Origin of the sequence: Pseudomonas sp. Leaf15 (assembly GCF_001421425.1) — a bacterium.
Lineage (GTDB): Bacteria > Pseudomonadota > Gammaproteobacteria > Pseudomonadales > Pseudomonadaceae > Aquipseudomonas > Aquipseudomonas salomonii.
This window is the reverse complement of record NZ_LMKI01000033.1, coordinates 325,424-347,766: the sequence shown is the minus strand read 5'-3', so window position 1 is coordinate 347,766 and position 22,343 is coordinate 325,424. Positions and strand designations below refer to the sequence as shown.

The 22,343-nt window shown below is 57.7% G+C and carries 21 protein-coding genes; 18 read left to right on the top strand and 3 right to left on the bottom strand.

Annotation, left to right across the window (positions count from 1 at the left end; translation table 11 throughout):
- Window positions 1–12 precede the first annotated feature (12 nt).
- From ASE80_RS23060 to ASE80_RS23050, 3 genes are all read right to left on the bottom strand, one after another.
- Window positions 13–2,451, bottom strand: coding sequence for a TonB-dependent siderophore receptor (locus ASE80_RS23060; protein WP_056860948.1), 2,439 nt, complete (start codon window positions 2,449–2,451; stop codon window positions 13–15).
- A 91-nt stretch (window positions 2,452–2,542) separates the two neighbouring features.
- Window positions 2,543–3,487 carry a FecR domain-containing protein gene (locus ASE80_RS23055; protein WP_056860947.1) on the bottom strand — a complete coding sequence of 315 codons (945 nt, stop codon included), beginning with the start codon at window positions 3,485–3,487 and terminating at the stop codon, window positions 2,543–2,545.
- Window positions 3,487–3,993 carry a sigma-70 family RNA polymerase sigma factor gene (locus ASE80_RS23050; RefSeq protein WP_056860946.1) on the bottom strand — a complete coding sequence of 169 codons (507 nt, stop codon included), beginning with the start codon at window positions 3,991–3,993 and terminating at the stop codon, window positions 3,487–3,489. Before ASE80_RS23050 ends, ASE80_RS23055 begins: the two co-directional genes overlap by 1 nt.
- Before the next feature lie 554 nt (window positions 3,994–4,547).
- Between ASE80_RS23050 and mnmG the strand changes: the two genes are divergently transcribed.
- From mnmG to ASE80_RS22960, 18 genes are all read left to right on the top strand, one after another.
- Entirely contained in the window at window positions 4,548–6,440 is a 1,893-nt protein-coding gene (gene mnmG / locus ASE80_RS23045) for a tRNA uridine-5-carboxymethylaminomethyl(34) synthesis enzyme MnmG (RefSeq protein WP_056861054.1), read from the top strand.
- Window positions 6,437–7,081: a 16S rRNA (guanine(527)-N(7))-methyltransferase RsmG gene (gene rsmG, locus ASE80_RS23040; RefSeq protein WP_056860945.1), complete on the top strand. Its 645-nt coding sequence runs from the start codon at window positions 6,437–6,439 to the stop codon at window positions 7,079–7,081. The genes mnmG and rsmG overlap by 4 nt, the downstream gene beginning before the upstream one ends.
- An 18-nt stretch (window positions 7,082–7,099) precedes the next feature.
- Complete coding sequence (locus ASE80_RS23035) at window positions 7,100–7,897, top strand: ParA family protein (RefSeq protein ID WP_056860944.1); 798 nt, start codon at window positions 7,100–7,102, stop codon at window positions 7,895–7,897.
- 9 nt (window positions 7,898–7,906) lie between these two features.
- Complete coding sequence (locus tag ASE80_RS23030; RefSeq protein ID WP_056860943.1) at window positions 7,907–8,779, top strand: ParB/RepB/Spo0J family partition protein; 873 nt, start codon at window positions 7,907–7,909, stop codon at window positions 8,777–8,779.
- 148 nt (window positions 8,780–8,927) lie between these two features.
- Window positions 8,928–9,335 (top strand): F0F1 ATP synthase subunit I, encoded by a 408-nt coding sequence (locus ASE80_RS23025; protein WP_010565865.1) that lies wholly within the window; start codon window positions 8,928–8,930, stop codon window positions 9,333–9,335.
- A 16-nt stretch (window positions 9,336–9,351) separates the two neighbouring features.
- On the top strand, window positions 9,352–10,221 hold the full coding sequence (gene atpB, locus ASE80_RS23020; protein WP_017135123.1) for a F0F1 ATP synthase subunit A: 870 nt from the start codon (window positions 9,352–9,354) through the stop codon (window positions 10,219–10,221).
- A 133-nt stretch (window positions 10,222–10,354) separates the two neighbouring features.
- Window positions 10,355–10,612, top strand: a complete 258-nt coding sequence (atpE, locus tag ASE80_RS23015) for a F0F1 ATP synthase subunit C (RefSeq protein WP_002555987.1) — start codon at window positions 10,355–10,357, stop codon at window positions 10,610–10,612.
- 56 nt (window positions 10,613–10,668) lie between these two features.
- Window positions 10,669–11,139 carry a F0F1 ATP synthase subunit B gene (locus ASE80_RS23010; RefSeq protein ID WP_056860942.1) on the top strand — a complete coding sequence of 157 codons (471 nt, stop codon included), beginning with the start codon at window positions 10,669–10,671 and terminating at the stop codon, window positions 11,137–11,139.
- A gap of 12 nt (window positions 11,140–11,151) precedes the next feature.
- The gene (locus ASE80_RS23005) at window positions 11,152–11,688 is read left to right on the top strand and encodes a F0F1 ATP synthase subunit delta (RefSeq protein ID WP_017135121.1); all 537 of its coding nucleotides are present in this window, start codon (window positions 11,152–11,154) and stop codon (window positions 11,686–11,688) included.
- A gap of 21 nt (window positions 11,689–11,709) precedes the next feature.
- Window positions 11,710–13,254, top strand: coding sequence for a F0F1 ATP synthase subunit alpha (gene atpA / locus ASE80_RS23000; RefSeq protein WP_056860941.1), 1,545 nt, complete (start codon window positions 11,710–11,712; stop codon window positions 13,252–13,254).
- Between the two features lie 50 nt (window positions 13,255–13,304).
- Entirely contained in the window at window positions 13,305–14,165 is an 861-nt protein-coding gene (atpG, locus tag ASE80_RS22995) for a F0F1 ATP synthase subunit gamma (RefSeq protein WP_010207685.1), read from the top strand.
- Between the two features lie 27 nt (window positions 14,166–14,192).
- Window positions 14,193–15,572, top strand: coding sequence for a F0F1 ATP synthase subunit beta (atpD, locus tag ASE80_RS22990; protein WP_056860940.1), 1,380 nt, complete (start codon window positions 14,193–14,195; stop codon window positions 15,570–15,572).
- Window positions 15,573–15,616: 44 nt separating this feature from the next.
- A complete protein-coding gene (locus ASE80_RS22985) occupies window positions 15,617–16,033 on the top strand; it encodes a F0F1 ATP synthase subunit epsilon (RefSeq protein WP_032885166.1) in 417 nt (138 codons plus the stop codon).
- Between the two features lie 123 nt (window positions 16,034–16,156).
- Window positions 16,157–17,524, top strand: coding sequence for a bifunctional UDP-N-acetylglucosamine diphosphorylase/glucosamine-1-phosphate N-acetyltransferase GlmU (glmU, locus tag ASE80_RS22980; RefSeq protein ID WP_056860939.1), 1,368 nt, complete (start codon window positions 16,157–16,159; stop codon window positions 17,522–17,524).
- Between the two features lie 241 nt (window positions 17,525–17,765).
- Entirely contained in the window at window positions 17,766–18,533 is a 768-nt protein-coding gene (locus ASE80_RS22975; RefSeq protein WP_056860938.1) for a DeoR/GlpR family DNA-binding transcription regulator, read from the top strand.
- 10 nt (window positions 18,534–18,543) lie between these two features.
- Window positions 18,544–20,376 (top strand): glutamine--fructose-6-phosphate transaminase (isomerizing), encoded by a 1,833-nt coding sequence (gene glmS, locus ASE80_RS22970; RefSeq protein WP_056860937.1) that lies wholly within the window; start codon window positions 18,544–18,546, stop codon window positions 20,374–20,376.
- Between the two features lie 192 nt (window positions 20,377–20,568).
- Window positions 20,569–21,150, top strand: a complete 582-nt coding sequence (locus tag ASE80_RS22965) for a LemA family protein (protein ID WP_056860936.1) — start codon at window positions 20,569–20,571, stop codon at window positions 21,148–21,150.
- Window positions 21,147–22,313: a hypothetical protein gene (locus ASE80_RS22960; protein WP_056860935.1), complete on the top strand. Its 1,167-nt coding sequence runs from the start codon at window positions 21,147–21,149 to the stop codon at window positions 22,311–22,313. Before ASE80_RS22965 ends, ASE80_RS22960 begins: the two co-directional genes overlap by 4 nt.
- Window positions 22,314–22,343: the final 30 nt, after the last annotated feature.

Below are 22,343 nucleotides of genomic sequence, written 5' to 3'. Positions count from 1 at the left end.
ATCCACAAGGCCTTACCAGTTGTAGGACACCGTGCCGAGTAAGGTACGGCTGTCACCCCAGTAGCAACGGCCGGCATCGTTGCAACCGGATACATATTCCTTGTCGAAGAGGTTCTTGGCGTTCAGATCCACCGACCAGTGTGGGTTGATCTGATATCCCACGGACGCATCCACCAACGTCACGCTTCCCGCATCCAACTTGCCGTACAGCGTAGGGGCGGTGTAGGAAAAGGTACTGTCGAAGTAACGCACACCGCCGCCCAGGGACAAACCCTTGAGCTGGCCATCGAGGAAGCGGTACTTGCTCCACACCGACGCCTGGTTGCGTGGAACCCCTGTCATCTGGCGTCCCTCAACCAGTGACGTTGCAGAATCCTTGGTAATCCTTGCGTCGGTATAGGTGTAGGCCGCGGTGATATTCAGGTTAGGCGTGAGATTGCTGTTGATCTCGACTTCTGCACCTTTGGCGCGACTTTCACCGACCTGGCGATAGCTGTTGGTGGTGGCGTCCAGGTAGGTGTCGTCTTGCTTGCGCAGGTCATACACCGACAACGTCATCGCGGTGTCCCAGCCGATCGGCTCGTATTTCACACCTACTTCGTATTGGCGGCTGGTAATCGGCTTTAACGGCGAGCCGGCGTTGGAAATCTGCTGCACCGGGACAAATGCGGTGGAGTAGCTGACATACGGGGTCAGCCCGTTGTCGAACTGGTACATCACCCCGCCCTGATAGGTGAATTTCCTGTCCTCAGAGCCGGTGTTACTGGCCTTGTTTACCTTGTCGCGAAAATCACTGTTGACCCAGTCCTGGCGACCGCCCAGCAGGAACAGCCAGTGGTCGTACTTGCTCTGCACCTGTGCATAAACCCCTTTCATCTGCTGCTCAAGCAAGGTGTTCTGTACCGCGATCGGCGTGAGTGGGTCGCGCAGATACACCGGGTTATACACATTGATAGTGCCGGCAAACCCAGCGTCCCAGTCCTGATTGAACGAGGTGCGGTCGTAGCTGGCGCCGAACAGCACAGTGTTTTGCAGGTCACCCAGTTGGAATTTACCTTCGAGCTGGTTATCCAGGGAATACACCATCGACTTGTTGTAACGGTCGTAGGCGGTCATGTTCAGTTGGGTACCAAAGCCGCGATTATTCAAGGCGCTGGGCCAGGTTTCATGGCGGTTGATGCGCGACTGCATGTAGCGCGAGTTCTGACGGAACTGCCAGTCGTCATTGAAACTGTGGCTGAACTCGTAACCGGTGCTCCAGGCTTCGCGTTCAAAGGTGTTCCAATCCGGATCGCCAAGCAGGGTGTGTTTGGACAGCTTGCCGTTGGGGTTGCTGAGCAAAGTACCGGCGGCAGGCAGGCCGAGTTCCAGGTTGGTGTGGTCCTTCTGATAGTTGGCCAGCAGCGTCAGGGTGTTGTAGTCATCGAAGTTCAGGGTCAGGGATGGCGCGATATACAGGCGATCATCGGGTACATGGTCGGTCTGGGTGTCGGACTTGCGGCCCAGCATGACCACGCGGCCCAGCACATTGGCGTTGTCATTGAGCGGCCCGGAGATATCCACACCCAATTGGCGCCGATTGTTGGAGCCATAGCCCAATTGCACCTCGCCTTGCGGCGTGGCAGTCGGGTGTTTGCTGACCAGGTTAACCAAGCCACCGGGTGCATTTTCGCCATAGAGCAGGGATGAAGGACCACGGAAAATTTCCACGCGCTCCAGGCCATAGGGCTCACTGGTGGTGTCATACCGGTTACCTTGCACCCGTAGGCCGTCGCGCAACAGGCCGTAGCCATAATCCGTGGCATTGAAGCCGCGAATGAAGAACAGGTCACCGGCCAGGCTATCGCCGGCGGCAAAGGGTGGAGCGAAAATTCCCGGTACATAGCCCAAGACTTCAGTCAGCGTCTGCGACTTCTGGTCCTTGATGCGCTGACCTGTGACCACCGATACCGACCGGGGCGTTTCCGACAACGGCGTACTGGTCTTGGTACCGATACGGCTGTTTTGTGCCTTGTAGCCAACATCACCGGCACTATCCTGGTTGAAACCCAGTTGTTGATAAGTGCTGACGGTCGTGGCTGCCAACGTGAGTTGCCCGGCAGGCGCGGCTTGTAACACATAGCTGCCAGGCGCCTGCGCCACGGCCTGCAGCCCCGAGTTTTGCAGCAGCAGTGCAAAGCCCTGATCAACCGAGTAATCACCTTCCAGCCCTGGCGTGTTTAAACGTGCGGTTTGCTCGGGGGAAAACGACAGGATCACATTGGCCCTGGCAGCAAACTGGCTGAGGGCTGCGTCCAGCGGGCCGGCAGCGATGGTGAAGTGCTGCTCTGTGCTGGCGCCCATGGCACAAGCTGGCAGCAATAAACCTGCGGCGGAGGCCGAGCACAGTAATAAACCGTAGGTCATGCCATGGTGAGAAAGGCGTTGGCGTAGTTTGGTAGGAAGGCGCATAGGTGGTGAAGCCCTTTAGGTAGCGTCGTGATTACCTGTAGGGCCGGGCCAGGTAAAAAAAAGATAACCCCCTGTGGGTTATTTTTTGCTTTCAGCCCAGGTGCGTGACCGCGACCCAATAGCGGCTGAAATATTTCACCTGTATCGGCAGCGTGGCTTGCAGGTTAGCCAGTACCGCGTCGGTGGAGTCCAGGCGGAACGTCCCGGAGACTCGCAAACTTGCCGAAGCCGAATCGCATCGCAGAACGCCGGGGCGGTAGCGCGCAAGGTCGGCGAGCAGATCCCCAAGGCGAGCGTCGAGAACGATGACCTGGCCATCGACCCAAGCCGCCTGGGTCCGTCGATAGAAATGATTGGGCCCCACATTTCTCCGGTCGAAGTCAGCACTTTCGCCGGCACTGAGTATTCGCTCGTGATCCGGTAGGTCGGCAGGCGAGAGGCTCACTTGGTCTTCCAGCACACCCACACGAGTTGAGCCCGCTAATTGACGCACGGTAAACCGAGTCCCCAATGCCTGGACCCGGCCTTCGCGGGTTTCGACGTAAAAAGGCGTTTGCCCACCCAATTTGCCGGTGTGGATAAGTATTTCGCCGTCGCGCAGGCGGACCAGACGCTGGCGTTGATCAAACACCACATCAATGGCGGTGCTGGTGTTCAGATCAATTTGAGTGCCGTCGGCCAGCTCGATGCGCCGGCGTTCACCGACGCGTGTTCGATAATCCGCCCAGAAATTGCCTAAGGGCGTGTGTTGTTGAACATTGAAGCCCAGATAACCGGTGGCGCCCAATACCAACATCCACTTGAGCACCTGGCGCCGTTGTTGCGTGGCCGACAAAGCGCGACGCGTGAAATCCTGGGGCAGGGCGCCGAGGCTGCGCTGTAATTGCTCCAACTGGTTCCACGCCGCTTGGTGAGAGGGATCGCCGTTGAGCCACTGCTGCCAGGCATGCCGTTCGGCCGGGGTAGGCACCTGCGCTTGAAACTGCACGTACCAGCTGGCAGCCGCCTCGAAAACCTTACGATCCGGCGCGGGCATTACAGGGTCGCCATGATCAATGAGCATTCGGTGAGTGCGCGGATCATGTGTTTCTTGACCGTTGTCAGCGATACCTGCAACTGCTCGGCGATCTGTTGATAAGTCAGACCTTCAATCTGCGACAGCATGAAAATATGGCGTGTCCGCTGCCCTAATTCCGATAAGGCTTTATCCACTGCCACCAGGGTTTCGATGATGATCGCCTTGTCTTCTTCACTGATGGCAGTGGCTTCAGGACGCTCGGCCAACGACTGTTTATAAGCCTGTTCAATGGCGGATCGACGATAGCGGTCAATCACCAGACCCCTGGCGATTGTGGCCAGGTAATCACGCGGTTCGAGGATTTGCCCTGCATGGCGACCGCCCAGAATACGCACGAAGGTGTCATGTGCCACATCGGCTGCATCGCAACCGTTGTGCAACTTGCCTTTAAGCCACCCGTGCAGCCATGAATGGTGCTGCTCATAGATGTGCTGGACGGCAGCCGTGTGTGAAGGAAAGGGCATAGGGCGCGACATGACGGGTTAATGATAATCGCTATTATTAACTGCACCGCCGAGTTCTCACAATAGCTCTGCTTTTTTTAGATCCAGACACCGAATCGAAAGCTTTGGCGGCCTTGCCATGCCCTCAAATCGGGATTTCTGTGGATTAAGCCCTGTGAATAACCGCACCTGTGCCCAGTTGATAACAGGGCCTGAAACCTGAGCAAAAACCCCTCTGTGGATAACCATCCCTTTAATCCACAGGCTTAAAGCACTTATCCAAGGGCCTCATTGGCACATGACCACAGACTTTTGAATCTCTGTACACAAAGTAAATAAAGGCCTGTAGAGATCTATCCACAGAAAACAGGCTCAGTAGAAATAAACATAAAAACAAAGATCTTATAAATTTCTTCTTTTTTAATTTCTATTGTCTGTGATTCATCCACAGCTGGTTAAATTTTGTGCAAAGGGTTCTTTAGGAAGGGCTAAGTCCCTATACTTGCCGCCAAAGCTCTAAAACTCTTTCAACAAACAATTCCTGATTACCTACATAAGCAGGCACGAGGTGCGTGGTGGATTTCCCTTCCCGTTTTGAAGTGATCGTCATCGGCGGCGGTCATGCCGGTACCGAGGCAGCACTGGCGTCAGCACGCATGGGCGTTAAAACCCTGTTGCTGACGCATAACGTGGAAACCCTCGGTGCCATGAGTTGCAACCCCGCCATTGGCGGGATCGGCAAAAGCCATCTGGTTAAAGAAATTGATGCCCTTGGCGGCGTCATGGCCATGGCTACCGACAAAGGTGGTATTCAATTTCGCGTGCTCAACAGCCGCAAAGGCCCGGCCGTACGCGCTACTCGGGCACAGGCCGACCGCATCCTCTACAAGGCTGCGGTACGTGAAACCCTGGAAAACCAACCGAACCTGTGGATATTTCAACAAGCTGCCGATGACCTGATCGTCGAACAGGATGTGGTGAAGGGCGTTGTCACCCAGATGGGGCTGCGTTTCTTCGCAGAATCCGTGGTGTTGACCACCGGTACATTCCTGGGCGGACTTATCCACATCGGTATGCAGAACTATTCCGGCGGGCGCGCCGGTGACCCGCCGTCGATTGCCTTGGCAAAGCGCCTGCGCGAGTTGCCGCTGCGTGTCGGTCGCCTAAAAACCGGAACCCCGCCACGTATCGACGGGCGTTCTGTGGATTTCTCGGTAATGACCGAGCAAGCCGGTGATACACCGATCCCGGTCATGTCGTTCATGGGCAACAAAGAACAGCACCCGAAACAGGTGAGCTGCTGGATCACCCACACCAATGCCCGCACCCACGAAATCATTGCCGCGAACCTCGACCGTTCGCCGATGTATTCCGGGGTGATCGAAGGTATCGGCCCGCGTTATTGCCCCTCGATCGAAGACAAGATTCATCGCTTTGCCGACAAGGAAAGCCACCAGGTCTTCATTGAGCCGGAAGGCCTGACCACCCATGAGCTGTACCCGAACGGTATTTCCACTTCCTTGCCGTTCGACGTGCAAATCCAGATCGTGCAATCGATTCGCGGTATGGAAAATGCGCACATCGTGCGTCCGGGCTACGCCATCGAGTACGACTACTTCGACCCGCGTGACCTCAAGTACAGCCTCGAAACCAAAGTTATCGCCGGTCTGTTTTTCGCCGGCCAAATCAATGGCACCACCGGTTACGAAGAAGCCGGCGCCCAAGGTTTGCTCGCCGGGACCAATGCAGCATTGCGCGCGCAGGGCAAAGACAGCTGGTGCCCGCGTCGCGATGAAGCGTACATCGGTGTATTGGTTGATGACCTGATTACCCTGGGCACCCAGGAACCGTACCGGATGTTCACTTCCCGGGCGGAATACCGTTTGATCCTGCGCGAAGACAACGCCGACCTGCGCCTGACCGAAAAAGGTCGCGAGCTGGGCCTGGTCGATGACGCGCGTTGGGCAGCCTTCTGCAAAAAACGCGAAAGCATCGCGCTCGAAGAGCAACGCCTGAAAAGTACCTGGGTTCGCCCGGGCACCGAGCAGGGCGATGCGATTGCGGAAAAATTCGGCACGCCGCTGACCCACGAATACAACTTGCTCAACCTGCTGTCTCGTCCGGAAATCGACTACGCTGGTCTGGTCGAAGTAACCGGACAGGGCGCAGAAGACCCACAGGTTGCCGAGCAGGTAGAGATCAAAACCAAATACGCCGGTTACATTGACCGCCAACAGGACGAGATCGCTCGCCTGCGCGCCAGTGAAAACACCAAGCTGCCTGTGGATATCGATTACACCGGGATTTCCGGGTTGTCGAAAGAAATCCAAAGCAAGCTGGGGATAACTCGGCCGGAAACGCTGGGCCAGGCTTCGCGTATTCCCGGCGTCACTCCGGCAGCCATTTCGCTGTTGATGATTCATTTGAAAAAACGCGGCGCGGGCCGTCAGTTGGAGCAAAGCGCTTGAGTTCGTTGGTCACCTCGCAACACGCCGAAGAGTTATCCACAGGTGCACGCCAGTTGGGCGTGGACCTGACCGCAGCCCAGCACGAATTGCTGTTGGGCTACCTGGCCCTGTTGATCAAATGGAACAAGGCCTACAACCTGACTGCAGTGCGCAATCCCGACGAAATGGTTTCGCGGCATTTGCTCGACAGCTTGAGCGTGATGCCGTTTATCGAAAACGGCCGCTGGCTGGACGTGGGCAGTGGCGGTGGCATGCCGGGCATCCCGCTGGCCATCCTGTTTCCCGAGTCGCAAGTCACGTGTCTGGACAGCAACGGCAAGAAAACCCGCTTCCTGACCCAGGTCAAACTCGAGCTCAAGCTGGATAACCTGCAAGTTATCCACAGTCGCGTAGAAGAATTCACGCCTGTACTGCCCTTCAACGGAATTGTTTCCCGGGCCTTCAGCAGCATGGAGAACTTCAGCAACTGGACTCGCCATCTGGGCGACCTCGACACCCGCTGGCTGGCAATGAAGGGCGTTCATCCAAGCGACGAGCTGTTAGCATTGCCGACAGACTTCCACCTCGATAGCGAACACGCCTTGGCCGTACCCGGTTGCCAAGGCCAACGCCATCTGCTGATACTGCGCCGCACGGCATGATTGGGAACACAAGCAAGAATGGCTAAGGTATTCGCGATAGCGAACCAGAAAGGTGGCGTGGGCAAAACCACCACCTGCATCAACCTCGCAGCATCCCTGGTCGCCACCAAGCGCCGGGTGCTGTTGATCGATCTCGATCCACAGGGCAACGCCACCATGGGTAGCGGTGTGGATAAACACGGCCTGGAAAATTCGGTCTACGACTTGCTGATCGGCGAGTGTGACCTGGCTCAGGCCATGCACTACTCCGAGCACGGTGGTTATCAACTGCTGCCGGCGAACCGCGATTTGACTGCGGCGGAAGTGGTGCTGCTCGAAATGCAGATGAAAGAAAGCCGTCTGCGCAGCGCCTTGGCGCCAATCCGCGAGAACTACGATTACATTTTGATCGACTGCCCTCCGTCGCTGTCGATGCTGACGCTCAACGCGCTGGTTGCCGCCGATGGGGTGATTATCCCCATGCAGTGCGAGTACTACGCACTGGAAGGGTTGAGCGACCTTGTGGATAACATCAAGCGTATCGCCGAGCTGCTGAACCCCAACCTGCAGATCGAAGGCCTGCTGCGCACGATGTTCGATCCGCGCCTGAGCCTGATGAACGATGTGTCGGCGCAGCTCAAGGAACACTTTGGCGATCAGTTGTACGACACCGTGATCCCACGCAACATCCGCCTGGCCGAAGCGCCAAGCTACGGCATGCCCGCGCTGGCGTACGACAAATCATCGCGTGGTGCCATTGCCTACCTGGCACTGGCCGGCGAGATGGTTCGCCGTCAACGCCGCAATCCACGCACCGCTGCAGCCCAGCCAACTTAAGGAATCCCCATGGCCGTCAAGAAACGAGGTCTCGGACGTGGACTGGATGCACTGCTGAGTGGTCCGACTGTCACTTCGCTTGAAGAGCAAGCGGTGCAGGCCGACGAGCGCGAGCTGCAACACCTGCCGCTGGACCTGATCCAGCGCGGCAAGTACCAGCCACGCCGGGACATGGACCCTCAGGCGCTGGAAGAACTGGCCAACTCGATCAAGGCCCAGGGCGTGATGCAGCCGATTGTGGTGCGCCCGATCGGCGGCGGTCGTTTTGAAATCATCGCCGGCGAACGCCGCTGGCGCGCGAGCCAGCAGGCCGGCAAGGAAACCATTCCGGCGATGGTGCGCGATGTGCCGGATGAAACCGCCATCGCCATGGCGTTGATCGAAAACATCCAGCGTGAAGACCTCAACCCGATCGAAGAAGCGATCGCATTGCAGCGTCTGCAGCAGGAATTCCAGCTGACCCAGCAACAAGTGGCTGACGCGGTGGGTAAATCCCGCGTTACCGTGTCCAACTTGCTGCGTCTGATCGCGTTGCCGGAAGTCATCAAGACCATGTTGTCCCACGGCGACCTGGAAATGGGTCATGCCCGTGCTTTGCTCGGTTTGCCGGAAAATCAACAGGTTGAAGGGGCGCGACACGTTGTCGCACGGGGGCTCACGGTGCGTCAGACTGAGGCGCTGGTTCGCCAGTGGCTGAGCGGCAAACCTGCACCGGTCGAAACCGCCAAACCTGATCCGGATATCGCACGCCTTGAGCAGCGCCTGGCCGAGCGGCTGGGCTCTGCGGTACAAATTCGTCACGGCAAGAAGGGCAAAGGGCAATTGGTCATCGGATATAACTCGCTTGACGAGCTTCAGGGTGTCCTTGCCCACATCCGCTGAAACATTTGCTTATGTAGCGCGCGATCGGAAAACACTACCCGACAGTTGAATAGGGGCTGAACCGCCCCTATACTCTGCGCGCATTTTGTCGGCACAAATTATGCCAAGTTATTGATTCTCGGCAGCCGACCATTGAGGAGCAAAAGTGATGGAAACCCGCACGCCAAACACGTTGCCGTTCCATCGCTTGGCCGTTTTCCCGGTTTTATTGGCTCAATTTGTCATTTTATTAATCGCCGCGTTGGCGCTTTGGTATTGGCATGGAGTCGTAGCCGGATATTCAGGACTCTGCGGAGGCCTGATAGCCTTGCTGCCCAATATGTATTTTGCTCACAGGGCCTTTCGGTTTTCCGGCGCCCGAGCAGCCCAGGCTATCGTCCGGTCATTTTATGCCGGCGAGGCGGGGAAACTGATTTTGACGGCAGTGCTGTTTGCACTGACCTTTGCAGGTGTGAAGCCATTGGCGCCGCTGGCTGTATTCGGCGTCTTCGTGTTGACCCAACTGGTCAGCTGGTTCGCTCCCCTGCTAATGAAAACAAGACTTTCGAAACCTTAGGGCGTTTGAGGCAACCATGGCAGAAACAACCGCTTCGGGCTATATCCAGCACCACTTGCAGAACCTGACCTTCGGTCAGCTTCCCAACGGCGGCTGGGGCTTCGCCCACACCGCAGCAGAAGCCAAAGAAATGGGTTTCTGGGCTTTCCACCTGGATACTCTGGGCTGGTCGGTCGCATTGGGTCTGATCTTCGTCCTGATTTTCCGCATGGCGGCAAAAAAGGCGACTTCCGGTCAGCCAGGTGCTTTGCAGAACTTCGTTGAAGTATTGGTCGAATTCGTCGATGGCAGCGTGAAAGACAGCTTCCATGGCCGCAGCCCGGTGATTGCACCGCTGGCACTGACCATCTTCGTCTGGGTGTTCCTGATGAACGCCGTCGACCTGATCCCGGTTGACTGGATTCCTCAGCTCGCCATGGCGATCAGCGGCGACCCGCATATTCCATTCCGTGCCGTATCGACCACTGACCCTAACGCTACCCTGGGCATGGCCTTGTCGGTATTCGCGTTGATCATTTTCTACAGCATCAAGATCAAGGGCATCGGCGGCTTCATCGGCGAACTGACCCTGCACCCGTTCGGCAGCAAGAACATTTTTGTTCAAGCCCTGCTGATCCCGGTGAACTTCCTGCTGGAATTCGTCACCCTGATCGCCAAGCCGATTTCCCTGGCTCTGCGACTGTTCGGCAACATGTATGCCGGCGAGCTGGTGTTCATTCTGATCGCTGTGATGTTCGGCAGTGGTCTGCTCTGGCTTAGCGGCCTGGGCATTGTTCTGCAGTGGGCGTGGGCTGTGTTCCACATCCTGATCATCACCCTGCAGGCCTTCATCTTCATGATGCTGACCATCGTCTACCTGTCGATGGCGCACGAAGAGAACCATTAAGACCAGTCTCGACTAGTCTGATGTCCTTCCCGGTGAAACGGGAAGGTGGCCCACCAGGGCTATGAAACGATTTGTTTTACCGCTTTAAAATCTAAAAAACCTAAACCATACGACGTAAAAGTCGGGAGGAAAGATGGAAACTGTAGTTGGTCTAACCGCTATCGCTGTTGCACTGTTGATCGGCCTGGGCGCCCTGGGTACTGCCATTGGTTTCGGCCTGCTGGGCGGCAAGTTCCTGGAAGGCGCAGCGCGTCAGCCAGAAATGGTTCCAATGCTGCAAGTTAAAATGTTCATCGTTGCCGGTCTGCTCGACGCCGTGACCATGATCGGTGTTGGTATCGCTCTGTTCTTCACCTTCGCGAACCCCTTCGTTGGTCAACTCGCCGGTTAATCACTCGTTTTTTCGAGTGATTGGTGTGTTGTGCAACGAACGAGCGAGGTATTGGCGTGAACATTAATGCAACCATTATTGGTCAGTCCTTAGCGTTCTTGATTTTTGTCGTTTTCTGCATGAAGTTCGTATGGCCTCCGGTCATCGCAGCTTTGCACGAACGTCAAAAGAAGATCGCGGATGGACTGGACGCTGCCAGCCGTGCAGCTCGCGACCTGGAGTTGGCCCAAGAGAAAGCGGGCCATCAACTGCGCGATGCTAAGGCACAGGCAGCTGAAATCATTGAGCAAGCCAAGAAACGCGGTAATCAGATTGTTGAAGAGGCTGTTGAAAAAGCCCGTATCGACGCTGACCGTGTGAAGGTTCAGGCTCAGGCCGAGATCGAGCAGGAATTGAACGGTGTCAAAGATGCGCTGCGTGCCCAACTGGGTGCTCTGGCCGTCGGCGGTGCTGAGAAGATCCTGGGTGCCACAATCGATCAAAACGCGCACGCGGAGCTGGTTAACAAACTGGCTGCTGAAATCTAAGCGAGGGCGATCATGGCAGAATTGACCACGTTGGCCCGACCTTACGCTAAGGCAGCCTTCGAGCACGCCCAGGCCCACCAGCAGCTGGCCTCTTGGTCAGCCATGCTCGGCCTGGCTGCAGCAGTGTCGCAAGACGACACCATGCAGCGCGTGCTCAAGGCCCCGCGACTGACGAGCGCAGACAAGGCCGCCACTTTTATTGAAGTGTGCGGCGACAAGTTTGATGTGAAGGTACAGAACTTCATCCACGTCGTTGCCGAAAACGACCGTCTCCCGCTTTTGCCGGAGATCGCCGCTCTTTTCGACCTGTACAAGGCCGAAGAAGAGAAATCGGTAGACGTTGAAGTGACCAGTGCTTTTGCATTGAACCAAGAACAGCAAGACAAACTCGCCAAGGTTCTCAGTGCACGACTCAATCGGGAAGTGCGCCTGCAAGCTTCGGAGGACGCATCCCTGATTGGTGGTGTTGTTATCCGTGCCGGCGACCTGGTTATCGATGGCTCGATTCGCGGCAAAATCGCGAAACTTGCCGAAGCATTGAAATCTTGAGTTTGAAGGGGCAGCAGAGCAATGCAGCAACTCAATCCTTCCGAAATAAGTGAAATTATCAAGGGCCGCATCGACAAGCTCGATGTGACCTCCCAAGCCCGTAACGAAGGCACTGTCGTCAGCGTATCTGACGGCATCGTGCGGATTCACGGTCTGGCCGACGTAATGTACGGCGAGATGATCGAGTTTCCGGGCGGCGTCTACGGTATGGCCCTCAACCTGGAGCAAGACTCCGTAGGTGCCGTTGTATTGGGCGCTTACCAGTCTCTTGCTGAAGGCATGAGCGCCAAGTGCACAGGCCGCATCCTGGAAGTTCCGGTTGGTAAGGAACTGCTGGGTCGCGTAGTCGACGCACTGGGTAACCCTGTTGACGGTAAAGGTCCACTGGGCAACACCGAGACCGACGCGGTCGAGAAAGTTGCTCCAGGCGTGATCTGGCGTAAGTCGGTAGACCAGCCTGTACAGACTGGCTACAAGGCTGTCGATGCCATGATCCCGGTCGGCCGTGGCCAGCGTGAGCTGATCATCGGTGACCGTCAGATCGGTAAAACCGCTCTGGCGATCGACGCGATCATCAACCAGAAAGACAGCGGCATTTTCTGCGTCTACGTAGCCATTGGTCAGAAGCAATCGACCATCGCCAACGTGGTTCGCAAGCTGGAAGAAAACGGCGCCCTGGCCAACACGATCATCGTGGCTGCCAGTGCTTCGGAATCTCCTGCGCTGCAATTCCTGGCACCGTACTCCGGTTGCACCATGGGTGAATTCTTCCGCGACCGCGGTGAAGACGCGCTGATCGTTTATGACGATCTGTCCAAGCAAGCAGTGGCTTACCGCCAGATTTCCCTGCTGCTGCGCCGTCCACCAGGCCGTGAAGCTTACCCAGGCGACGTGTTCTATCTCCACTCCCGTCTGCTGGAGCGCGCATCCCGCGTTTCGGAAGAATACGTAGAGAAGTTCACCAACGGCGCAGTGACCGGCAAAACCGGTTCCCTGACCGCACTGCCGATCATCGAAACCCAGGCTGGCGACGTTTCCGCGTTCGTTCCGACCAACGTGATTTCCATCACCGACGGTCAGATCTTCCTAGAATCGGCCATGTTCAACTCCGGGATCCGTCCTGCTGTGAACGCCGGTGTTTCGGTATCCCGTGTGGGTGGTGCCGCTCAGACCAAGATCATCAAGAAGCTCTCCGGTGGTATCCGTACCGCTCTGGCTCAGTACCGTGAACTGGCGGCATTCGCCCAGTTCGCTTCTGACCTGGACGAAGCGACCCGTAAGCAACTTGAGCATGGTCAGCGCGTTACCGAGCTGATGAAGCAGAAGCAATACGCCCCAATGTCGATCGCTGACATGGCGTTGTCGCTGTATGCCGCTGAGCGTGGGTTCCTGACTGACGTCGAAATCACCAAGGTCGGCAGCTTTGAACAAGCGCTGATTGCTTACTTCAACCGCGATCATGCCGACTTGTTGGCCAAGATCAACGTGAAGGGTGACTTCAATGACGAAATCGACGCTGGCATGAAAGCCGGTATCGAGAAGTTCAAGGCCACCCAAACCTGGTAAGCCGCAGCGGGGGCCGCAAGGCTCCCGCTTGCTAACCTGATAGGTGTTACATGGCAGGCGCAAAAGAGATTCGCAGTAAGATTGCGAGCATCAAAAGCACGCAAAAGATTACCAGCGCCATGGAAAAAGTGGCGGTCAGCAAAATGCGCAAGGCACAAATGCGCATGGCTGCTAGCCGTCCTTATGCGGAGCGTATCCGCCAGGTAATTGGGCATTTGGCTAACGCCAACCCGGAATACCGCCACCCGTTCATGATCGACCGCGAAGTTAAGCGTGTGGGTTATGTGGTAGTGAGCAGTGACCGTGGTTTGTGCGGTGGTCTGAATACCAACCTGTTCAAGGCCCTGGTCAAGGACATGGCGGTAAACCGCGAAAAGGGCGTCGAGATCGATCTGTGTGTAGTTGGTAGCAAGGGTGCGGCCTTTTTCCGCAACTTCGGCGGTAACGTCGTTGCAGCTATCAGCCACCTGGGTGAAGAGCCGTCGATCAATGATTTGATCGGCAGTGTGAAGGTGATGCTGGATGCGTACCTGGAAGGCCGGATTGACCGCCTGTCCGTGGTATCCAACAAGTTCATCAACACCATGACCCAGCAGCCAACCGTGGAGCAATTGATTCCACTGGTGGCGACTCCGGATCAGGAACTCAAGCACCACTGGGACTACCTCTACGAACCAGACGCCAAAGAGCTGCTTGACGGCTTGATGGTGCGCTACGTGGAGTCGCAGGTGTACCAGGCGGTGGTCGAGAACAACGCAGCTGAACAAGCGGCGCGGATGATCGCGATGAAAAACGCTACCGATAACGCCGGTGATCTGATCAGCGATTTGCAGCTGATCTACAACAAGGCGCGTCAGGCTGCGATCACCCAAGAGATCTCGGAAATCGTCGGCGGCGCTGCCGCGGTTTAACGGTTCAAATATTCAGAGGATCCAGCTATGAGTAGCGGACGTATCGTTCAAATCATCGGCGCCGTTATCGACGTGGAATTCCCACGCGACAGCGTACCGAGCATCTACAACGCTTTGAAAGTACAAAGCGATGCCGGCACCACTCTGGAAGTTCAGCAGCAGCTGGGCGACGGCGTGGTACGGACCATTGCAATGGGTTCCACCGAAGGCCTGAAACGTGGTCTGGGTGTGCTTGACACTGGCGCTGCCATCTCCGTACCGGTCGGTAAAGCGACCCTGGGCCGGATCATGGACGTACTGGGCAACCCGATTGACGAAGCTGGCCCGATCGACACCGAAGAGCGCTGGGGCATTCACCGTCCAGCTCCTTCGTTCGCCGAACAAGCTGGCGGCAACGATCTGCTCGAAACCGGTATCAAGGTTATCGACCTGGTTTGCCCGTTCGCCAAAGGCGGTAAAGTCGGTCTGTTCGGTGGTGCCGGTGTAGGCAAAACCGTAAACATGATGGAACTGATCCGTAACATCGCCATCGAGCACAGCGGTTATTCCGTGTTCGCCGGTGTGGGTGAGCGTACTCGTGAGGGTAACGACTTCTACCACGAGATGAAGGACTCCAACGTTCTGGACAAAGTGGCACTGGTCTACGGTCAGATGAACGAGCCGCCGGGTAACCGTCTGCGCGTAGCACTGACTGGCCTGACCATGGCCGAGAAGTTCCGTGACGAAGGTAACGACGTTCTGCTGTTCGTCGACAACATCTACCGTTACACCTTGGCCGGTACTGAAGTATCCGCACTGCTGGGCCGTATGCCTTCCGCAGTAGGTTACCAGCCGACCCTGGCCGAAGAGATGGGCGTTCTGCAAGAACGTATCACTTCGACCAAAGAAGGTTCGATCACCTCGATCCAAGCGGTATACGTACCTGCGGATGACTTGACTGACCCGTCGCCTGCGACCACCTTCGCCCACTTGGACGCCACCGTCGTTCTGTCCCGTGACATCGCTTCCCTGGGTATCTACCCAGCGGTCGATCCACTCGACTCGACTTCGCGTCAGCTGGACCCGAACGTGATCGGCCAGGAGCACTACGACACCGCTCGCGGCGTTCAGTACGTGCTGCAGCGTTACAAAGAACTGAAGGACATCATTGCGATCCTGGGTATGGACGAGCTGTCGGAAGCCGACAAGCAGTTGGTAAACCGTGCTCGTAAGATCCAGCGTTTCTTGTCGCAGCCGTTCTTCGTGGCTGAAGTCTTCACCGGTGCTTCGGGTAAATACGTTTCCCTGAAAGACACCATTGCTGGCTTCAAAGGCATCCTCAACGGTGACTACGACCACCTGCCAGAACAAGCGTTCTACATGGTCGGCGGCATCGAAGAAGCGATCGAGAAAGCCAAGAAACTGTAATCTCGGCGCCCGGAAACGGGCGCTCATCAGGTTGAGGCAATCAGATGGCTATGACAGTCCATTGCGATATCGTCAGCGCGGAAGGGGAAATCTTCTCCGGTCTGGTAGAAATGGTGATTGCACACGGCGAACTCGGTGACCTGGGTATTGCCATGGGCCACGCGCCGTTGATCACCAGCTTGAAGCCAGGTCCGATCACTCTGACCAAGCAAGGCGGGGAACGTGAGGTGTTTTACATCTCCGGCGGTTTCCTCGAGGTTCAGCCGAACATGGTCAAGGTACTTGCCGACACCGTGCAACGTGCTGGCGACCTGGATGAAGCCTCCGCTCAGGAAGCCGTAAAGGCTGCCGAGAAGGCCCTGAACGAAAAGGGTGCGGACTTCGACTACAGCGCAGCTGCTGTACGTCTGGCCGAGGCTGCAGCTCAGCTGCGCACGCTCCAGCAGATCCGCAAGAAGTAAGTGGCCTGGCCGCAATGCTTCAAGCGCGATTGATTAAAAAGGGTAGCCTCGGCTACCCTTTTTCTTTTTCAGCAAAACACTTCTCTGGTCTGAAGCCGGACCGCCCAGGATTGGTAGCCATTCATGTCTCTTGAAATCGTCATTCTCGCCGCAGGCCAGGGCACCCGCATGCGTTCGGCCCTGCCCAAGGTGCTGCACCCGGTCGCGGGTAATTCCATGCTTGGTCATGTTATCCACAGCGCCCGGCAACTGGACCCACAGCGCATTCACGTGGTGATTGGCCACGGCGCTGACGTGGTGCGTGAACGCCTGGCTGCGGATGACCTGAATTTCGTGTTGCAGGACAAGCAACTGGGCACCGGCCACGCGACAGCGCAAGCTGTGCCGTTCATCAGCGCCGACACCGTACTGATCCTCTACGGCGATGTGCCGCTTATCGAAGTCGAAACCCTGCAACGCCTGCTCAAGCACGTGGTGCCTGGCCAGATGGGCCTGCTCACCGTTGAGCTGGACGACCCTACCGGCTACGGCCGCATCGTGCGCGATGCGAGCGGCAAGGTTGCGGCCATCGTCGAGCACAAAGACGCCAGCGAAGCCCAGCGCGCGATTACTGAAGGCAACACCGGCATTCTCGCCGTGCCGGCCAACAGGCTGGCGGACTGGATGAGCCGTTTGTCCAACAACAACGCCCAGGGCGAGTACTACCTGACCGACGTCATCGAAATGGCCGTCAGTGACGGCCTGCTGGTTGCCACCGAGCAGCCCCATGACCCGATGGAAGTGCAGGGCGCCAACGACCGCAAGCAGCTTGCCGAGCTGGAGCGTCACTACCAACTGCGCGAAGGTCGCCGCCTGATGGCCCAGGGCGTGACTCTGCGTGATCCGGCGCGCTTCGATGTGCGTGGCGAGGTCACGGTTGGCCGCGACGTGCTGATCGACATCAACGTGATCCTTGAAGGCCGCGTGATCATTGAAGACGACGTGGTGATTGGCCCGAACTGCGTGATCAAGGACAGCACCTTGCGCAAAGGCGTGGTGGTCAAGGCCAACAGCCATCTTGAGGGTGCAGTGATGGGCGAGGGCAGTGATGCCGGCCCGTTTGCGCGCCTTCGTCCGGGCAGTGTATTGGGTGCCCGTGCGCACGTCGGCAATTTCGTCGAACTTAAAAACGCGAAAATGGGCGACGATGCCAAGGCCGGTCACTTGGCCTACCTCGGCGATGCGGTGATCGGCGCGCGCAGCAACATCGGCGCCGGTGCGATCACCTGCAACTACGATGGCGCCAACAAGTACCAGACGACTATTGGTGAAGACGTGTTTATCGGCTCCAACAACTCGCTGATTGCGCCGGTCACCATCGGTGATGGTTCCAACACTGCGGCAGGTTCGACCATCAACCAGGATGTGGATAAGTCCCAACTGGCCGTGGCCCGCGCCCGCCAGCGCAATATCGACGGCTGGAAACGCCCGGTCAAAATCAAAAAGACCTGAGTTATCCACAACCCCATCGGCTAACGCTATCTCCTGTGGGAGCTGGCTTGCCTGCGATAGCGGTCTGGCATTCAACATGAATGTTGCCTGACACTCCGCTATTGCAGGCAAGCCAGCTCCCACATTGGTTTAGTGGTGTTAGCAAAAATCAGCGTAAAAATTACAGCTTGCCGCTTGACGATCTTTCGCCAATAGGTTTTGATTGCCTTCGTTATCTTTCGAAACGAAACTTATCACTACCATGTCGAAACGAAATACACCCCAACGACGCCATAACATTCTGACGCTGCTCAATGAACTGGGCGAAGTCAGCGTGGACGACTTGGCCAAGCGTTTCGAAACCTCGGAAGTGACCATCCGCAAGGACCTCGCCGCCCTCGAAAGCAATGGCCTTCTGCTGCGCCGCTACGGTGGCGCTATTACCATGCCCCAGGAACTGGTTGGCGACGCCGCGCAGCCCATCTCGGCCTACAAGCGCGCCATCGCCCGTGCGGCCGTCATGCGCTTGCGTGAACATGCACGCATCATCATCGACAGCGGCAGCACCACCGCCGCCATGATCCCGGAGTTGGGCCATCAGCCCGGCCTGGTGGTGATGACCAACTCCCTGCATGTGGCCCGTGCCCTGAGCGAGCTGGAGCATGAGCCGGTGCTGTTGATGACCGGCGGCACCTGGGACCCGCATTCGGATTCGTTCCAGGGCCAGGTCGCCGAACAAGTGCTGCGTTCCTACGACTTTGATCAGTTGTTTATCGGCGCCGACGGCATCGACCTGGCACGTGGCACCACCACCTTCAACGAACTGCTGGGCCTGAGCCGTGTCATGGCCGAGGTCGCCCGTGAAGTGGTGGTGATGGTGGAATCCGACAAGATCGGCCGCAAGATTCCCAACCTGGAACTGCCCTGGAGCAGCGTCCATACCCTTATTACCGATGATCGCCTGCCGCTTGAGGCCCGCGACCAGATCCAAGCCCGCGGCATTACGCTGATATGCGCGGCAATCATCTAGGAGATACACCATGTGTGGAATTGTAGGCGCAGTCGCTGAACGCAACGTCACCGCCATCCTGCTTGAAGGCCTCAAACGTCTGGAATACCGCGGCTATGACAGCGCCGGTGTAGCCGTATTTACCAACGCCGGTAAGCTCGAGCGCATGCGCCGCCCAGGCAAAGTCAGCGAGCTGGAACAAGCTTTGCTCGGCGAGCCGCTGGTGGGCCGTCTGGGCATCGCCCACACCCGTTGGGCTACCCACGGTGCACCGTGCGAACGTAACGCTCACCCGCATTTTTCCGGCGACCTTGCCGTGGTGCACAACGGCATCATCGAAAACCACGAAGTGCTGCGCGAACAGCTCAAGGGCCTGGGCTATGAGTTCACCTCGGACACCGACACCGAAGTCATCGCCCATCTGCTCAACCACAAGCTCAAGGACCTCGGCGACCTGACCGTCGCGCTCAAGGCTACGGTCAAGGAACTGCACGGAGCCTACGGCCTGGCCGTGGTCTGCGCCAGCCAACCCGACCGCGTGGTGGCTGCGCGCAGTGGCAGCCCGTTGGTGATTGGCCTGGGCCTGGGCGAAAACTTCCTCGCCTCCGACCAACTGGCCCTGCGCCAGGTCACCGACCGCTTCATGTACCTGGAAGAAGGCGATATCGCCGACATTCGCCGTGAAAGCGTGCAGATCTGGGACGTCAACGGCGTGCCGGTCGAGCGCGAAGCCGTGCAATACCGCGACGGCGCCGAAGCTGCCGACAAGGGCGAATTCCGCCACTTCATGCTCAAGGAAATCCACGAGCAACCATCCGTGGTGCAGCGCACCCTGGAAGGCCGCCTGAGCCAGAACCAAGTGCTGGTCAACGCCTTCGGCCCACAAGCCGCCGAGCTGTTCGCCAAAGTGCGCAATGTGCAGATCGTCGCCTGTGGCACCAGCTACCACGCCGGTATGGTTGCCCGTTACTGGCTCGAAGAACTGGCCGGCATCCCGTGCCAGGTCGAAGTTGCCAGCGAGTTCCGCTACCGCAAGGTGGTGGTGCAGCCCGACACCCTGTTCGTGACCATCTCCCAGTCCGGCGAAACGGCCGACACCCTGGCCGCGCTGCGTAATGCCAAAGAACTCGGCTTCCTTGGCAGCCTGGCGATCTGCAACGTCAGCATCAGCTCGCTGGTGCGCGAGTCCGACCTGACCCTGCTGACCCAGGCCGGTCGCGAAATCGGCGTGGCGTCCACCAAAGCCTTTACCACCCAACTTGTTGGCCTGTTGCTGCTGACCCTGTCCCTGGGCCAGGTGCGCGGCAGCCTCGCCGAAGGCGTCGAAGCCACCCTGGTCGAAGAACTGCGCCGCCTGCCGACCCGCCTGGGCGAAGCCCTGGCCATGGACAGCATCGTGGAAAAAGTCGCCGAACTGTTCGCCGACAAAAACCACACCCTGTTCCTCGGCCGTGGCGCGCAATACCCGGTGGCGATGGAAGGCTCGCTCAAGCTCAAGGAAATCTCGTACATCCATGCCGAAGCCTACCCGGCCGGCGAGCTCAAACACGGCCCATTGGCCCTGGTGGATGACGACATGCCAGTGGTCACCGTCGCGCCGAACAACGAACTGCTGGAAAAGCTCAAGTCCAACCTGCAGGAAGTACGCGCGCGTGGTGGTCAGCTAATCGTGTTTGCCGATGAAAAAGCCGGCATGACCAACGCCGAAGGCACCCACGTCATCAACATGCCGCACATCCACGACACCCTGTCGCCGATCCTCTACACCATCCCGTTGCAGCTGCTGTCGTATTACGTTGCCGTGCTCAAGGGCACCGACGTTGACCAGCCGCGTAACCTGGCGAAGTCGGTGACGGTGGAGTAATACGATTCGATTGGTGGTCACCTAAAAAACCCTCGGATATCGAGGGTTTTTTATGCGCCTTGAACAGGGGGAAGCCCCTTGAATAACCGATCATCGGCGTTTGTGGTTTTTGTGCACCAATACCGTATGCCGCTCTCAAGTTGCCCCTAGAATGCCTCCCTGTGGATAACTCAGCCAGGGAACGCCTTCACCATGAACATAGAACTGCTTATCGCCGGTATCGTCGTGCTGATCATTGTCGTGGGCCTTGTCGGCTGGATGGTCGGCGTCTACAACGGCCTGGTGATGCGGCGCAACGATGTGGATAAAGCTTTCGCCAACATCGACGTGCTGCTCAAGCAACGGGCCGATCAGATCCCCGACCTGATGCGCGTGGTGCAGACCGCCATGAACCATGAGAACGCGCTGTTCACGCGTTTGAGCGATGCGCGCACTCAATACCTGAACGCCAGCAGTCTCAACGATAAGGTCGAGGCCTCCAACCAGCTCAACGCGGCGCTCAAGTCGGTGATTGCGGTGGCGGAGAGTTATCCGGCGCTGATTTCGGGGCCGAACATGGTCGAGTTGCAACAGGCTATCTCGGCCGTGGAGGAGCGCATTGCTGACCGGCGTGAGTTCTTCAATGAGTCGGTAAACCTCTACAACATCGCCATTGCGGTGTTCCCCGACCTGTTCTTTGCGCGGATGCTCAGCTATCAGCGCATTCCGTTGTTGGCCATCAGCGCCGAAGAAACCCGCTACGAAGGCGTGAAGCTTGAGGTGCCGGGGGCATGAAAACCACCCAGGCAGGCGCTGTGGTGAAAAAGCCGAAGTGGAAAACCGCGCTGGCGCTGGTGTTCCTCGCCGGCTTTATCGCCTTGATGGTTTACGCGCCAAACATCCTGATCGCGCTGTTTTTCCCCGTGGGCATTCTGGTCGGTTTGCTGGTCAGCTTTGGCCCCAGTTTCTACAAAACCGAGCAGCGCCTGGCCACCAGTCAGATTCGTTCGTTGGCCATGGGCCTGGTGGAAGTGCGCGGCAAGGTGCTTGCCGACCAGACCATGCTGTCGCCGGTCTACGGCAAGCCGTGCGTGGGTTACGTGTTGATTGTCGAAGAGGGGACCAAAGACAAGGATGGCGATTGGAGTTGGAGCCGGGTGTTGGGTGAGGCGCGCTGTCATGACTTCCGGCTGCAGGATGCAAGCGGTGAGGTCCGCGTGATTGCCGAAGGGATTGACCTGTTTGGCAATAAATCGCCAGACGAGTACGAACTGCTGGGCAGTTCCCGCCGCCAGGGTGAAATCCTGTTGGTCCAGGACCTGGACGTGATGCTGATTGGCGACGCCGGTGAGCGAGAAGGCCAAACCGTTATTTCACAGGGCAAACACCCGAAGGCGGTGTTTGGCGTGGCATTGACCGAGGATGTGGAAAACCGCCGAGTGCTGGCGCCTTTATGGCGCGCCGGTGGTTTTTATGGCGCCGTGATTGCGCTGCTCGGGGTTGGCGTCATGGCCATGACCCCTGCGCATTTCGCTCAACTGCAATTGCCCGGCCCCGATACTTATCCACAGATGGCCGAACGGGGTCCGTTCTATCAGTTGCTCGCCTGGCTGTACCGCGAGGGCGGCTTTCAGATTCCGTTCATGGCCGCGTTTGGTTTCTTTCTGGCCCTTATCGTCGTCATGATGGCCACGCGGCTGGTCTTGCCCAAAGGTATTCGCCTGGCCGTGGGGCGCGTACTGGGGGCATGGATGGGCTTGGGCATGGTGATTGGCGGCGTTGTGACCCTGCTGCTGTTCGTTGCCCATGTGGATACGATGAAGCTGTTTCTGGTGTGGATGCTGATCCTGCTGGGCACCCTGGTGTTCTCGATCTTCGAGCAGAGAAAGCTCGGCGCGGCATACAACCATTACGCCAAGCGCGTGGGCAAAGCCAGCTTCGGCGACGAAGACGCCTGATCAGGGCGATTGAAGAAGCAAGAACACAAT

Coding starts and splice junctions, on each gene's coding strand:
- ASE80_RS23060 (WP_056860948.1), bottom strand. CDS start 2,451: ATGCGCCTTCCTACCAAACTACGCCAACGCCTTTCTCACCATGGCATG.
- ASE80_RS23050 (WP_056860946.1), bottom strand. CDS start 3,993: ATGCCCTTTCCTTCACACACGGCTGCCGTCCAGCACATCTATGAGCAG.
- atpE (WP_002555987.1), top strand. CDS start 10,355: ATGGAAACTGTAGTTGGTCTAACCGCTATCGCTGTTGCACTGTTGATC.
- ASE80_RS23030 (WP_056860943.1), top strand. CDS start 7,907: ATGGCCGTCAAGAAACGAGGTCTCGGACGTGGACTGGATGCACTGCTG.
- ASE80_RS23005 (WP_017135121.1), top strand. CDS start 11,152: ATGGCAGAATTGACCACGTTGGCCCGACCTTACGCTAAGGCAGCCTTC.
- ASE80_RS22985 (WP_032885166.1), top strand. CDS start 15,617: ATGGCTATGACAGTCCATTGCGATATCGTCAGCGCGGAAGGGGAAATC.
- atpA (WP_056860941.1), top strand. CDS start 11,710: ATGCAGCAACTCAATCCTTCCGAAATAAGTGAAATTATCAAGGGCCGC.
- ASE80_RS23025 (WP_010565865.1), top strand. CDS start 8,928: ATGGAAACCCGCACGCCAAACACGTTGCCGTTCCATCGCTTGGCCGTT.
- ASE80_RS23035 (WP_056860944.1), top strand. CDS start 7,100: ATGGCTAAGGTATTCGCGATAGCGAACCAGAAAGGTGGCGTGGGCAAA.
- atpG (WP_010207685.1), top strand. CDS start 13,305: ATGGCAGGCGCAAAAGAGATTCGCAGTAAGATTGCGAGCATCAAAAGC.
- ASE80_RS22960 (WP_056860935.1), top strand. CDS start 21,147: ATGAAAACCACCCAGGCAGGCGCTGTGGTGAAAAAGCCGAAGTGGAAA.
- glmU (WP_056860939.1), top strand. CDS start 16,157: ATGTCTCTTGAAATCGTCATTCTCGCCGCAGGCCAGGGCACCCGCATG.
- atpD (WP_056860940.1), top strand. CDS start 14,193: ATGAGTAGCGGACGTATCGTTCAAATCATCGGCGCCGTTATCGACGTG.
- ASE80_RS23055 (WP_056860947.1), bottom strand. CDS start 3,487: ATGCCCGCGCCGGATCGTAAGGTTTTCGAGGCGGCTGCCAGCTGGTAC.
- ASE80_RS22965 (WP_056860936.1), top strand. CDS start 20,569: ATGAACATAGAACTGCTTATCGCCGGTATCGTCGTGCTGATCATTGTC.
- atpB (WP_017135123.1), top strand. CDS start 9,352: ATGGCAGAAACAACCGCTTCGGGCTATATCCAGCACCACTTGCAGAAC.
- ASE80_RS22975 (WP_056860938.1), top strand. CDS start 17,766: ATGTCGAAACGAAATACACCCCAACGACGCCATAACATTCTGACGCTG.
- glmS (WP_056860937.1), top strand. CDS start 18,544: ATGTGTGGAATTGTAGGCGCAGTCGCTGAACGCAACGTCACCGCCATC.